Here is a 13,281-nt window from a genome sequence, read left to right on the forward strand (position 1 = left end):
ACACTTATATTTTAAACGCTTTAGCGTTAACCAATGGAAAAAACATGGTCAACAAAAAACCCATAAAAGAGTGGACAAGCTTTAGCCAACAACTAGAGCTTTTAAAAAATCGTGGGCTAATTATCGAAGACGAACAAAAAGCTTTGGGTTATCTAAAAACCATTGGTTATTACCGCTTTAGTGGTTATTTATATTCGTTTAGACAGGTGGATGCCCAAAACTCCAATCGCAAGCTAGATTGCTTTATAGAGAGTAGTCACTTTGAGGATGTCAAAAATCTATATATGTTTGACAAGAAACTTAGACAAATGGCTTTGGATGCACTAGAAAGAATTGAAGTCGCATTACGAGTGAATATCAGTTATACGTTAGGTCGTTATAGTTCTACGGCTTACTTAGATAGCAAATATTTTGATGATAACTTTAACCATGAAAAGTGGGTCACACGTCATCAAGGTGCAATAGATAATGAACAAAGAAAAAAGAATACCTTTGTTAATCACCACACACGATATTATTCTGCTTTACCAATTTGGGTAGCTTGCGAAACATGGGATTTTGGCACCATGTCAACGCTGTTTAAAGGTATGAAAGACAGTGATAAAGATAAAATTGCAAAGATCTATCACCTTCAAAGTGGTAGCCATTTACAATCACATTTGCATGCCTTTAACTTTATACGTAATGTATCAGCACACCATAGCCGATTATGGAATAGAGCCATAGTATTTAAAGCGAGCGTAAAAGGGCTAAATGATCAGCAATGGCAAAATCTAACCGTCAAAAAAGTATTCGTTTATTTTTGTTTGATGAAGAGAATGCTAGATGTGATTTGCCCTAATTCAAAATGGGGCACGCGTTTTTTGGCGCTTTTGGCTGAGTTTCCGCAAGTGGGAAATAAGGCCGTTTGTTTAGAACAAATGGGCGTTGATGTAAACCCCAGCTCATGGCAGTTATGGCAGGAAAACTAAACAAGAAAAACAGACAAAAAAAGCCCCTAGTCTTATGATCCAATCACATGGATTGGTAAAACTAGGGGAGTTGTTGCGTACCATTATACGTAGCTTATGCCATTATGTCAATTATCATAAATATCTAGAGTTTATGTTTTTCAGGGTGCACTTCATACGCCATGAATTTACTCATTATTTTATCTAATCATTATTCTATCTAAATAATAATTAAAAACGGACTTAACATGACTAACGCGCACAACGTCACTTATGAATCTGTCTTCCAAGCCGATATTGTCACTCAAATGCAGGTGCAAGGCTGGCAGTTGGGTAATCCTAGTGGTTATACGGCTGAGACCGCGCTATATGAGCAAGACGTGCTGGACTTTGTGCAGAATACCCAGCCGCAAGAGTGGGAGAAGTTCTGCCGTAATTATCCTATCGACTCAGAGCGCCACTTTATCGACGCATTGGTTAAGCAGTTAAACAAAGCTGATGAGCACTCTACTGATAGAGCGTCGCGCACTTATGGCACATTGGGCGTATTGCGTCATGAGTTAAAGATTCGTAACGCGCGTTTTAGCTTGTGCCAGTTTAAACCTGAGCACAGTCTCAACCCTGAAATCATGGCACGTTATGAGGCCAATATCTGCCGTGTTGTTCCTGAGGTAGTCTATAGCCCTCATGCCAGCTTAAAAGACGGCGCTGATGCTAATGACAAAGTCGCTAAGCGTAACCGTATTGATGTCGTGCTATTCGTCAATGGCATACCCGTGACCACGATGGAGCTAAAGTCAGAGTTTAAGCAATCAGTACAAAATGCTATTACTCAGTATAAAAAGACACGCTTGCCAAAAGACCCTGATACCAAAAATCCTGAGCCGCTACTAACGTTTAAGCGCGGCGCATTGGTGCACTTTGCCGTCAGTCAATATGAAGTCTATATGACAACGAAGCTGGATGGCGCGCGTACTTACTTCTTACCGTTTAATAAAGGTACTAAAGCGGGCGGCGCGGGTAATGATGCACCTAGCGATAGCAGCCGCTATGCTACTGATTATCTCTGGAATGAAGTACTCACACCAGACAATCTCTTGGCGATTCTCGGCCATTTTATGCACTTGCAGATAGAAGAAGAAGAGGACGCGATTGGGCGCAAGTCTAAACGCGAGACCATGATGTTCCCGCGCTATCATCAGTGGGATGTGGTGACCAAATTGGTTGATGCTGCCGTGACTGAAGGCACTGGTCAAAAGTATCTCATTCAACACAGCGCAGGCTCAGGCAAGTCCAACTCTATCGCATGGACAGCGCATCAGCTATCCACGTTATACAACAGCGATGGCGATAAGCAGTTTCATTCAGTGATCGTCATCACCGACCGTACTGTGCTTGATGACCAGCTACAAGAAACCATCTATCAGTTTGAACATGCCGATGGCGTGGTTGGTAAAATCAATAGAAAAGAAGGTGACGGTTCAAAGTCTGAACAGCTGGCTGCCGCACTGGTGAACTCGCAGCCCATTATCATTGTCACTATTCAAACTTTCCCGTTTGTGCTCAAAGCGATTGAAGATTCAAGCGTTCTAAAATCGCGCCGTTATGCCATCATCGCCGACGAGGCGCACTCATCGCAGACCGGCTCTACCGCGCGCCAGCTCAAAGAAGTGCTGGTCTCAGGTGATATAGAGAGTAATGCAGACGATGATAAGCCACTATCTAGCGAAGATATCTTGGATGCTACGCTTGCCGCCCGCCGTAGCAGTCCTAACCTAAGCTACTACGCCTTTACTGCCACGCCTAAGCCAAAGACCATTGAGCTATTCGGACGTCTGCCCAATCCTGACTTGCCAGCATCGAAAGATAACCTGCCCGCCGCTTATCATGTCTATTCAATGCGCCAAGCCATTGAAGAGGGCTTTATTTTAGATGTGCTAAAAAACTATACCAACTATAAAGTGGTCTATCAGCTCAAGCAAAAGCTTGCCGCCACTGATGATGAAGTCGATGCGCGCCGCGCCAAGATTAAGCTTAATAACTGGGTGCGCCTCCATGAGCACAATATCGCCCAGAAGGTCAAAATTATCATTGAGCACTTTAATGACAACATCAAAGGCTTACTTGGCGGGCAAGCCAAGGCGATGGTAGTGACGGGTTCACGTAAGGAAGCGGTGCGCTATAAGTTGGCGTTTGATAACTATATCGCTGAGTACGGCTATAGAAACATCAATGCGATGGTTGCGTTTTCAGGTGAAGTTACCTTTACTGATAATGATCCTGATAGCGGCGCATTGCTTGGCGAGAAGTTCACCGAAAGTAATATGAATATTGGCCTCAAAGGCCGTGATATGCGTAAAGCCTTTGACAGTGATGACTATCAAGTGATGCTGGTGGCTAATAAGTTCCAGACAGGCTTTGATCAGCCTAAACTCTGCGCTATGTATGTTGATAAGAAATTAACAGGCGTGGACTGCGTACAGACCTTATCACGGCTTAACCGTACCTATAAGGGCAAAGCGGAGAGTGGCACGTTTGTGCTCGATTTCTTTAATGATCCTGAAGATATTTTAGAGGCCTTTCAGCCGTATTATGAGACCGCACACTTAGCAGATGTGTCCGATCCTGATCAAGTGTTTGACCTTTATGAGAAGCTGCGCGTTAGTGGTATCTTCACTAAGAACGAAGTCGAGCAGTTTGTCGAAGCCTTCTATAGTAAAAACAAGTCTAACGCCGCCATTAGCAATATCTGCAAGCCAGCGGTCGAGCGTTGGCAGAAGCAATATCATAAAGCGCGTACAAAAGCACAGCATGCTAAGAATATACTTGAGCAAACCAAAGAGACTGGTAATGTGGTGCTTATCACCAATGCTGAGAATGATTATAAAGGCTTTAAAACTGATCAAGATGCGCTGGAGATCTTTAAAAAGGACTTAGGGACATTTACCCGTCAGTATGAGTTTATGTCGCAAATCGTTGACTATGATTCTAAAGACTTAGAGAAGCTGAGCCTATACGCGCGTAACCTACAGCCGTTACTGCGTGAAAGCCTAGATAATGAGGATGAGGTTGATCTGAGTAATATCGTCATGAGTCATTACCGTGTCTCAAAGCTGTATCAGCAAGACCTAAAGCTACAAGAAGGTAGTGGCGAGCTAGAAGCGGGTGGCGGCGCTGGTACGGCGACCCCTAAAGATATAAAAGAAGCCTTTTTATCGCAGGTGATTGAGCGCTTGAATGAGGTATTTGCTGGCGAAGACTTTACCGAGAACGACATGGTTAATTTTCAAAACACTATTTGGGATAAAGTCACCGAAAATGAGATCGTGGTCAAGCAATTCAGTAATAACAGCACGGATCAGATTATGTTAGGTGGTTATCCAGATGCAGCAATGGATGCGCTGTTTGAAAGCCAAGAAGCTTATGAGGGTATGACCATGCACTTATTGTCTAATCCTAATCAGTTTAAGAAATTCATTAGATTGATGCTTGATACGAAGTTGGGTGCTGAGGTTTCAGGATAGGTTATACAGAAAATTTAAGGTAACAAGGGGTTCTATTCATCTAGGTGAATAAACCCCTTTTCCTGCTTCCTCTTGCTTCCATTTCTCTTCTCTGCTTCCGCTGTAGCCATTATGAATTAAGCGATTGCCGTGATTATAATATTACGAAAAAGGCGGGTTTTGCTTCCTAATTTTCTTGATTCCATGGTTTTGCTTCCAAGTTTGTCGTGTTCAATCGATCAAATAATGGCGGTATGGGTAATCCAAAGCCAAGTCGCTAGCCCTAAACTTGGGGGTATCTGTTAATGCAGTCAATATGTTCAGATGGGCTTATGAGCGTAGTATCATCAGGCACAAAAAAGGCAGACGATACACGCCTGCCTTTCAGTATTAGATTGGGTTTACCTATAAGGCGAGTGTACTACATCAATATGACTTCACTGTTTGGCATCTTAGCAGTAATGACCACTTCGCCTCCTAGTGACTGTACATAGTTCTGTAGAGTTGATAGTTGAATGTCCTTGCCACTTTCAACCTTTGATATGCTGGCTTGTGATACGCCCATCATGGCGGCAAGCTCCGACTGTTTAAGGTTTCCCATCTTTCTAAGTTTAGCCAGCTCAATAGACTGGCTTAAGCGTTTGGCTTTATCAGTGATATGGCTTTGTCTGTCGGCTGGCATTTTTGCCATGTAGTCATCTAAGTTCGTAAATTTTGTCATTTGTTATTCTCCTTGTTATCTAGCGTTTTAAGGTACGCCTGATAGATACTTTCGGCTATCGGCATCATGCGCTTATAAAAACGCTTGTCACCTGTCTTGTCACCTGTCTTGTCACCACCACATAGCATGACTGCTTGCCTATAAGGGTCGAACACATAAAACGCTCTGTATGGCTTGCCAGCATGTTGAACCCGTAGTTCTTTTAGGGTGGTTAGCTTACTGTCTTTTAGCGTATCAGCGTGTGGTCTGCCTAATTGATGCCCGTATTGGCGCAGTATCATTAAAGCGGCTAATACATCGTCCTGCTCGGCTTGGGTTAGCGATTCTAGCCAGTCCTCAAATTGAGGGGCAAATATAATCTCATACATATAGTAAGCCTTATTTCTTATTTATTATATAACAATACGGTTATATCTTGTGAGGTTTCTAATAGCTGGGCTTTACTCATACCTACCAATATAGTTTTATACCTAGGAAAACGTGCCTAAACTGCCTAAATAGCTTGTAGGCCTTATTACATATAGCATTAAGTTGGTAATGCCTCCGTCCTAAGCGTGCCTAAATTGCCTTTATTGTGCCTAAATAGGTATGTTTTTAGGACGGTTTAGGCAAAAAAGGCACGGTTAGGCAAATGCCTTTACTAAGCAAAACCCCCTAGCTGTAAGGGCTAAGGGGCATTTAGGCAAAAAAGGCACATTTCTGGGCAAGTATCTTTATTTATAAAGCTTTGGATTGACCTCAATAATCTTTTTTCGTCCCTCGTCCGTTTGCCTGATATGTGACTTACTTTCTAAGTTATCTAGCTCACCTTGAAGTATGCGGTTATTCTTACGCATAGGCTGAGGTGCACCATTATAAATATCAGTGCGGTTTAATTTATGAGGGTTTTTATTTCTTGCTTTATTTACTAGCCAGCAACTTAGCTTTTCACTGTCATTCTGCTCACCTGTAGAGGTTGCATCTTGGTAGCGTAAGCGTTCGGTTGTTGAATATTCCACTAACATAAAGGCGCGTTTTATATCATCAGTGGTAACGGTCTTGCGGCTATCAAAGAATGCCATTAGTGAAGCTATACGCGTGGCATTTTCTGCCATACGTGAGGCGTAAGCTTTGAGATATTCTAAAACCTGTCCGCTTGCTTGGCGGTTCTCTATCGCTTGCATACCGTCCTCAAAAGCTTGTAATGCTTCATTGCTTGCCCATTGCATTTTAATGCGGCTAGGTGCGCCTTTAATGTCACTTGGTATATCAGCTGGGATTGGATCAAGTAAGCTTTGACAGCGTGACCAGTAGTCTATTAAGTAAGGGTTGTCATGTGGCCTGTCATTCCTACGCTTTGGATCATTCCATACTCTTTTGCCTCGTAAGTCCTCAGGGCAAGCAATCATTGCACGTGCTAAAAATCCTTGTCCGCTCATCAGTGGGTCGGTTAATGCTTTCTCTAAGACTACGCGCTGTCCTTGTAGTAAAAAAGTCATACGCACATCATAAGCTTTGGTTCTTGGGTTTGCGTAAGCGTTCTTTTGCGAACGTGTGCGTCCTGCAATGCCACTGCTATAAAGCTTGGTTATCGCGCCTAACGCACTGCCAGCGGTTTCACTTTTCATGGTGTGACCATTAAAAAATTGTCCTGCTTCATCAGTGGATAAACTGGCGTTATACATTTCACCATCAACAAAACGATCAATAAGCGGTTCAATCGTTGCATCATCAAACATAGTGACGGGGTTAGGTGGCTTTGGGTTTTCATCTAAAAAAGCGGCTCTGTCTTTACCTTTTAGACTTAATAAATTATTTTCCCATGATGATATGTCACTTAAATAATTAGAATATAGCTGCTTCTCATGCTGATCTATCTTAAAGTGACTTAAGCCCATTACTTGTGTTTTACCTGTACCGCTTTCGCCCTCTGTAATGATAATAAGGCTCGTTGGCTTGTGTTCGCTGCCCATCGGTGCATCAATATGCGCTTGCCCTATATGAGCTATTGCACCTAACACGGCTTGCCCTGCCATCGCTAATGGTACTTGTGTATAGTAAGCAATAGCTTCTATTGGTTTTCGTAGTATTGGCGGCCATGCTTCAATCGGGTAGCGTGTAGGCTGGCTAGGGTCACTTGCAAGCGGTTCAGGTGTGGGCCATGCATCAGCTTGTAAATTGGTTATAGTGGTTTCACTGTCTGCCAAAATAGCGGTATAGATTAAGCCTCCATATTCTAAATGTTCTAATACTGTCCTGTCACTGGTAACTACTACCTTTACGTTATGACCTGCCAGCGGCTTGCTTACTTCGTCCACCTTGTCCAATGTCGTAAAGATGGTAACAGGCCTATCTTGTGAGAAATGCTTAACCGTTTCATTGAATAGCCATTCAGTAGGGCTAATAGCTATCGTCACATGCTCGCTGATTAAGCATTTGGCTAGGGCTATGCCATCATCAAAGTTATCTACTGCGATAAGCTCGCTATCATTAATTAATGGTCCAATAAGGTAAGCAGACGGCTGGCTAGTGTCGGTTATGATCGGTTTGATATGGTCATCAGCATATAAGCATCGTAAGCTTGTCGGCTCATAGTCTTTGTTATACAAAACCATTCCTATAGTGCCTACTGTGTCCAGTTTGTCCCCTGCATTTTCTCCTTTGGTTACCGTTACCCTGTCATCAATAACTATTAAGCTTTTAGGGTTCAATAATGGGTAGTTTTGAGCTAAGATATTAAAGCCTGATAGTGCTTCAATAGTTGCTACTGGATAGTCACCTAAGATGCCAGATAATCCCACCTTGCCGTGGGTTTTTTCATGGGTGTTGGTCTGTGGCATAGTAGTCATCTATTACTCCTTTTCTCGCAACTCGTTCTACTAATATATAGGCTGATGCCTTTCAAAGTAGAGACTAAGATCGGCATTCCTATAGCGTTGCTTTGGTAAGAGTATTTACACTCCGCTAATTTTTTAGTTACAAAGATTTCAGGTTCGTTCTGCTTGCGCGCCACCAATGATATAAATAAGCCGATGATACCCACCCATAGCATAAAGATGATAAAACTAACCCACACGCTACGCTTGCCAGCTCGTGCACTGTTCTTGAGCTGTGAGTTGTCTTTGATAGGATTATTAATCATGGTCTTTTACCTCCACTGTTGGCAAGGTTATAAGCCCATCTACCATTTCACTAACTATCCTTGCCAGCTCGCTATTTGCCAGTAGGGCAGACCTTATAGCTACAATAACGCCCTTACTTGTGTCATCTTTGATCTTGATAGCACTAAGTGCCATTGATAAGCTTTCAGCATCGTTTGATATATCTTGTACGCGGTCGTTAATGATGGACAGGTAAAGGCTATCAACTGCTACTAGGCGAGATTCTAAGATTTCGTTTGATTGGCTCATGGAGTCACCTCAGTGTTAGAAAATTCGCTTTCTAGTTCTAGTAAGGTTTGCTCATCAAGCCAATAGACCGCAAACCATTTATTGTTGTGCTTCATCATTTCGCTTTGGATTAGCAGTCCTGCACCTCGTAAGTTGTGTATGCGTTGAGCTAAGCTTGTGATTTGATAAAGGTGAATAGACTCCCATATGCTGATAGTCGCACCTGTCATTAAATGCGCTCTCACAATCTTTATTTGGGTTTTAGGGGCTTGCTCATTGGTAACGGGTGCGGTGGCTGTGGTTTTCATATTAAGCCCCCTTTGTTGCGTTGGCATTGTCGTCTGTTGGCTGGGCATGACTGTCTATCCAGCTATTGATTTCAGATAAGCGCCATAGACTAGCCCGCCCAATTTTTACGGGTGCTGGGAACTGGCCTTGATTGATTAGATGGTAGATGTGCTTAACACTAAAGCCAGTGATGCCGTGTGTGGCAGCTTTGGCGGTGACGGTGCGCTGTTGACCTGACTTTGTAATGTACGTCTTAGCTTTGCGTTCGGGCTGGTTGGCAAGGACTGCCATTCTTAAGTATTGATCGACTAAGGCCATAATAGTTCACTCCATAGCGGTTAAAGGAATGGGCGGTAATGCCCTGCTATGAAGTGAATGTTAAGTGGTGAGGTATGGTGGTGGGCAATGGTGCTTAGTTAAGGCAGTGGCATTTTATTAAGGTGCTACCTCATTTAATCCTGTTCTATTTTATCAGTGTGAATCATATCAATAGCTTTTAAGGACTTTATAAGTGACGGTGCTTTTATCTTGCTCTCTAAAGGTGTCAAAATAGTTCTAATCCTATCTTTTAAATTACCGTCCTTTAAATTAATTTTACTGGCTATGCTATTAAATCTACCAGTATCAAACTGAGTAATGTTTTTTGAAGCATCAGTTTTATAGTACTTCTCCCATATTTCGATAGCTAAATGAAGTTCAGGAGGGTAAGTGTATTCGTTCATATTTTGCCAGTCATAACTTTGTGAGTGTTCATCTATATCGAGACGGCTATCTAATGATGAATCTAAATCTTTTGATTTATTTTTTTCGATAATGGTTAATGCATCAGCAAGTTGAGTTGTTAGAGAGGTGACTATATCTCGCTGCTCTTGAAATAACCTTCTTCCAAGCTCTAAACTAGCTTGTAATTTTTTATCTGATTGATAAGGTTGATTATTGAAAAAGATATCTAAATCAGCTTTAATAAACCTTAGATCATTGCTATGTACTTTTTTGTTATCTATTAAGAAGTGAGCTATGCTGAAGAAACCGTACACCTAAACTTGGTAAACTAAGCACAACAACAGGAGTTTACCATGATCAAGAAAATCAGAACTTATAGCCCAGAATTCAAAGCCGAAGCCGTCAAGAAGATAGCGGATAACGATGGCAATATTTCAGCGACCGCAAAGCAGCTTGGTATCGCCATGCAAACGCTATCGAACTGGCATAACAAAGCCAATCAAGGCAAGCTTATCGGCACTGAGCAGTACGATCCACAGCTTATGGCCGTGATGGAAGAAAACAAGCGACTGAAGCGACAACTTAAAGTGGCTGAAGAGGAACGAGAGATCTTAAAAAAGGCGACGGCGTACTTCGCGAAAAACAGTTAGTCAGGTACGCCTTCATCAAAGATAACCAGCACTTCTTTAGCATCACCACTATGTGCCGCGTGCTAAGGGTAAAGCCCTCAAGCTACTACGATTGGCTAAGCCGCGATATCAGCGACCAACAGATACATCGCAACCAGTCTGAGCTATTGGTTAGAGCCGCTCACAGTGAAACGAAAGAACGTTATGGCGTAGATCGACTGCATGCTCATCTAAGTGAGCAAGGGCATTATATTAGCCAGTATATGGTCAGAAGCATCAAAGAAGAACATAGCATCAAATGCCGTCGCCATAAGCGCTTTAAAGTCACCACCGACTCCAATCACAACAAACTGGTCTATCCGAACGTGCTGGATCAGCAATTTGATGCCAGTCGCCCTAACCAAGCGTGGGTCAGTGATATTACCTATATCTGGACAAACGAGGGCTGGTTGTATTTAGCGGGAGTCAAAGACTTATACACCAAAGAGCTGGTCGGCTATGCCATTAACAAACGTATGACCGCTGATCTAGTATGCCGTGCACTCAATATGGCAATCAAGAATAAACGTCCAAGCAAAGGGCTAATCGTTCATTCAGACAGAGGCAGCCAGTATTGTAGCCATGCGTACCACAAGATTATCAAGCAGCATCACTTTACAGGCTCTATGAGTGGCAAAGGCAATTGTTATGACAATGCGCCAATAGAAAGCTTCTGGGGCATATTAAAGAATGAGCTGGTATATCATAAGGACTATAAAACAAGGTTTGCAGCCATCAACGATATCATTAGATATATTGAGCTGTATTACAATCAGACGAGGATTCAAAAGGGCTTGGGCTATAAATCGCCAAGACAGGTCTGGTTTGACTTTTACACTCAGGCTGCGTAACTAAAATCTCCCAAGTTTAGTTCTACGGGATTGACAGCAGGGGTCAGAAGTGTGTGAATGCCGTTGGATCACATTTGTATATGGATTGAAACTCAAATATTTTAAACGCTTCGTAAGAGAAGTCTGTACTTATACCTGCATTATTTCCAAAAGATTTAATTAGAGATTTTGACTGAAAGTATCCCTGTATATGGGCCGTTTTCACTTCGTCGTCTTGATTCTTTTCACGCGAAAGTTTTTTGAGGGGTTCGAGTCGTGTCTGTCCGTCATAATATATGACTACTCTTAATTTATTTTCCTTAACTAGATCACTGATTATCTCACTGATCTGCCAATAGTCACTTTCTACTATTAGATCAAAGTTAAACCCGTTTTCGTTGAAATACAGACTAACATCTTCCAAACTTAAAAACTCTTTCTCAAGAACTAACATTTAGAGCACCCTTACACCCTTAAATAAAATAGGAACAAGGCGTTGACAACATAAGGGTGCGGTTGCTGTCGTTCGGGTAATTAATCCTAGCCTTGCAGTCGGTTATGACAGCGATTGACGCTATCAGATTTGGCTTGCCAGCCGAATGCTGACGATAATAAGTAAAGTAGTGTTGTTAAATATTGTTGTTAAAGCTGCTCGGCAAGTTTGATCAGTAACTCTTGTGATACGCCTTGTGCCCGTAAGCTCTTTATCAATATATCTTTATCATGCAGCGCTATATCAGTGGCTTGCTCGTTACGGCTATCCATTTCTTTAGCGAGTTCATCAGGGGTTAGTAAGTCAAAGCTGATCACCTTGCCAGCCCGTAAGTCATCAAGATAGTTCGCCCAGCGGTGCATCATCATTTGGCGCTCGGCTAAATGCTCTGATAAATCATAGCGCCTTCTCACGCTTGATTGTTCAAGGTGGGCTAGTTGTATCTCAATCAAACTTTCAGAAAATTGCAGCTCATACAGTCCTGTGCTGGCAAGCTGCCTAAAGCCGTGACCTGTCATCTTAGGGTAAGGATCACCTTTATAACCCATACGCTGTAACGCCTGATTGAACCATGCCTCACTATAGGGCTTGTTTGACTCAAAGTTATAGAACACATAGCCCGTCTGCTTAGTCAATGGGCGCATACGCTCAATGATAGCCATGGCTTGCGGTGATAGCGGGATAATATGGTCTTGGCGCATTTTCATCTTGGCGGCTGGAATACGCCATACGCTTTTATGATAATCAATCTCTGACCATTCAAAGTGTCTTAGCTCTTTGGTACGCACAAAGCACAGCGTCATAAGCTGTAAACCTGCTACGGTCTGCTCATGGGCATTTGGGTGGTTACTTATATATTGATCGATATTGCGGAGTAGGTCGGGGAATTGGTGCTGCTCTACCGCTTTCATGCGTTCGGCTTTATGTGGTCTGAGTGCCTTGTTGCGGCCAATGGCAAGGTTAGTAATATCATAGCCTAGCGTATTAATAGCATACTCAAAGATGGCGCTAATCAGCCCCATGCACTTGTGCGCGGTTTCTGAGGTGTGTTTGCCTTGCTGCTCGAAGGTCACTTGAATGGCAAGCCCTGTCTTAATAATGTCTTGCGCGGTGATAGCACCAATAGGGTATGCGCCTAAGTGCTTCAAGATATGATTGTCCAAAAACCCTTGCAGCTTTTGCACGTTCTTGGTCGTGGTCTTAGACTTTTCATCTGTATAGCTTTTGGCAATGGCTTTGAATAAGTCTTTTTGCTCAAAGTTATTTTTCTCAATGCTCTTATGGGCGGTGGGGTCAATACCCTCAGCCAGCAATGCTTTTGCCTTGTCACGTTCAATACGCGCTTGTTTTAGCGATACTTGCGGCTTGAAGGAGGCGTCAATGGCTTGCTTTGATGATTTATAGATACCGATTTGATAAGTTTTCTGTTTTGGCTGAATATCTTTGTCCGATTGATAGCGGTATGATATTTGCCAAAACAATGAACCATTGGGGTGTTGTATCAGATATAGGCTATTACCATCGCTATGACGAGCGACTTTATCAGGCGCTGACTGCTTGGCGATAGATTTCACGCCATTATCAGTTAATAAATAGTCTTTTCTCTTATTCATGCCAGCCCCAAAGATGTTAAATAAATTTTAACAACAGATTTAACAACAGATTTAACAACATTCTATAGGTGCTACTAGGTAATGACAAGTAATATTGAAAGACTTGATATGTTGATAACAAAGG

Annotated in this window: 12 protein-coding genes; 3 read left to right on the plus strand and 9 right to left on the minus strand. The window is 42.5% G+C overall.

The window, feature by feature from the left end; translation table 11 throughout:
• Positions 1-44 precede the first annotated feature (44 nt).
• Positions 45-971: an Abi family protein gene (locus tag AC0J5Y_RS02425; RefSeq protein ID WP_475131378.1), complete on the plus strand. Its 927-nt coding sequence runs from the start codon at positions 45-47 to the stop codon at positions 969-971.
• 227 nt (positions 972-1,198) lie between these two features.
• A complete protein-coding gene (locus AC0J5Y_RS02430; protein WP_475131379.1) occupies positions 1,199-4,474 on the plus strand; it encodes a type I restriction endonuclease subunit R in 3,276 nt (1,091 codons plus the stop codon).
• Positions 4,475-4,874: 400 nt separating this feature from the next.
• On the opposite strand, the gene AC0J5Y_RS02435 is transcribed toward AC0J5Y_RS02430, so the two are convergent.
• The 7 genes from AC0J5Y_RS02435 to AC0J5Y_RS02465 form a co-directional block, all read right to left on the minus strand.
• Positions 4,875-5,174 carry a helix-turn-helix domain-containing protein gene (locus tag AC0J5Y_RS02435; protein ID WP_475131380.1) on the minus strand — a complete coding sequence of 100 codons (300 nt, stop codon included), beginning with the start codon at positions 5,172-5,174 and terminating at the stop codon, positions 4,875-4,877.
• Positions 5,171-5,542, minus strand: coding sequence for a type II toxin-antitoxin system RelE/ParE family toxin (locus AC0J5Y_RS02440; RefSeq protein ID WP_475131381.1), 372 nt, complete (start codon positions 5,540-5,542; stop codon positions 5,171-5,173). The genes AC0J5Y_RS02435 and AC0J5Y_RS02440 overlap by 4 nt, the downstream gene beginning before the upstream one ends.
• A gap of 345 nt (positions 5,543-5,887) precedes the next feature.
• The gene (locus AC0J5Y_RS02445) at positions 5,888-8,002 is read right to left on the minus strand and encodes a DUF3987 domain-containing protein (RefSeq protein WP_475131382.1); all 2,115 of its coding nucleotides are present in this window, start codon (positions 8,000-8,002) and stop codon (positions 5,888-5,890) included.
• A gap of 285 nt (positions 8,003-8,287) precedes the next feature.
• Positions 8,288-8,563, minus strand: coding sequence for a hypothetical protein (locus tag AC0J5Y_RS02450; protein WP_475131383.1), 276 nt, complete (start codon positions 8,561-8,563; stop codon positions 8,288-8,290).
• Positions 8,560-8,850 carry a helix-turn-helix domain-containing protein gene (locus tag AC0J5Y_RS02455; RefSeq protein ID WP_475131384.1) on the minus strand — a complete coding sequence of 97 codons (291 nt, stop codon included), beginning with the start codon at positions 8,848-8,850 and terminating at the stop codon, positions 8,560-8,562. The genes AC0J5Y_RS02450 and AC0J5Y_RS02455 overlap by 4 nt, the downstream gene beginning before the upstream one ends.
• A 1-nt stretch (position 8,851) precedes the next feature.
• Complete coding sequence (locus AC0J5Y_RS02460) at positions 8,852-9,148, minus strand: helix-turn-helix transcriptional regulator (RefSeq protein ID WP_475131385.1); 297 nt, start codon at positions 9,146-9,148, stop codon at positions 8,852-8,854.
• A gap of 134 nt (positions 9,149-9,282) precedes the next feature.
• Positions 9,283-9,867 (minus strand): hypothetical protein, encoded by a 585-nt coding sequence (locus tag AC0J5Y_RS02465; protein ID WP_475131386.1) that lies wholly within the window; start codon positions 9,865-9,867, stop codon positions 9,283-9,285.
• A 39-nt stretch (positions 9,868-9,906) separates the two neighbouring features.
• Here AC0J5Y_RS02465 and AC0J5Y_RS02470 point away from each other — a divergent pair.
• Positions 9,907-11,072, plus strand: a protein-coding gene (locus tag AC0J5Y_RS02470; protein WP_475130053.1) for an IS3 family transposase whose coding sequence is annotated in 2 segments (ribosomal slippage) — positions 9,907-10,162 and positions 10,162-11,072 — 1,167 coding nt in all. Because the reading frame shifts where the segments join, the coding sequence is not laid out codon by codon here.
• A gap of 43 nt (positions 11,073-11,115) precedes the next feature.
• Here the strand turns inward: AC0J5Y_RS02470 and AC0J5Y_RS02475 are convergent.
• Positions 11,116-11,505, minus strand: a complete 390-nt coding sequence (locus tag AC0J5Y_RS02475; protein WP_475131387.1) for a hypothetical protein — start codon at positions 11,503-11,505, stop codon at positions 11,116-11,118.
• Positions 11,506-11,693: 188 nt separating this feature from the next.
• The gene (locus AC0J5Y_RS02480) at positions 11,694-13,157 is read right to left on the minus strand and encodes a tyrosine-type recombinase/integrase (RefSeq protein ID WP_475131388.1); all 1,464 of its coding nucleotides are present in this window, start codon (positions 13,155-13,157) and stop codon (positions 11,694-11,696) included.
• Between the last annotated feature and the right edge of the window lie 124 nt (positions 13,158-13,281).

The sequence above is a fragment of the Psychrobacter sp. TS_SC_6 genome (assembly GCF_056156305.1).

Bases quoted from the DNA above. Each gene is read 5' to 3' on its own strand.
- AC0J5Y_RS02425 (WP_475131378.1), top strand. From the start codon at position 45: ATGGTCAACAAAAAACCCATAAAAGAGTGGACAAGCTTTAGCCAACAA.
- AC0J5Y_RS02430 (WP_475131379.1), top strand. From the start codon at position 1,199: ATGACTAACGCGCACAACGTCACTTATGAATCTGTCTTCCAAGCCGAT.
- AC0J5Y_RS02435 (WP_475131380.1), bottom strand. From the start codon at position 5,174: ATGACAAAATTTACGAACTTAGATGACTACATGGCAAAAATGCCAGCC.
- AC0J5Y_RS02440 (WP_475131381.1), bottom strand. From the start codon at position 5,542: ATGTATGAGATTATATTTGCCCCTCAATTTGAGGACTGGCTAGAATCG.
- AC0J5Y_RS02445 (WP_475131382.1), bottom strand. From the start codon at position 8,002: ATGACTACTATGCCACAGACCAACACCCATGAAAAAACCCACGGCAAG.
- AC0J5Y_RS02450 (WP_475131383.1), bottom strand. From the start codon at position 8,563: ATGAGCCAATCAAACGAAATCTTAGAATCTCGCCTAGTAGCAGTTGAT.
- AC0J5Y_RS02455 (WP_475131384.1), bottom strand. From the start codon at position 8,850: ATGAAAACCACAGCCACCGCACCCGTTACCAATGAGCAAGCCCCTAAA.
- AC0J5Y_RS02460 (WP_475131385.1), bottom strand. From the start codon at position 9,148: ATGGCCTTAGTCGATCAATACTTAAGAATGGCAGTCCTTGCCAACCAG.
- AC0J5Y_RS02475 (WP_475131387.1), bottom strand. From the start codon at position 11,505: ATGTTAGTTCTTGAGAAAGAGTTTTTAAGTTTGGAAGATGTTAGTCTG.
- AC0J5Y_RS02480 (WP_475131388.1), bottom strand. From the start codon at position 13,157: ATGAATAAGAGAAAAGACTATTTATTAACTGATAATGGCGTGAAATCT.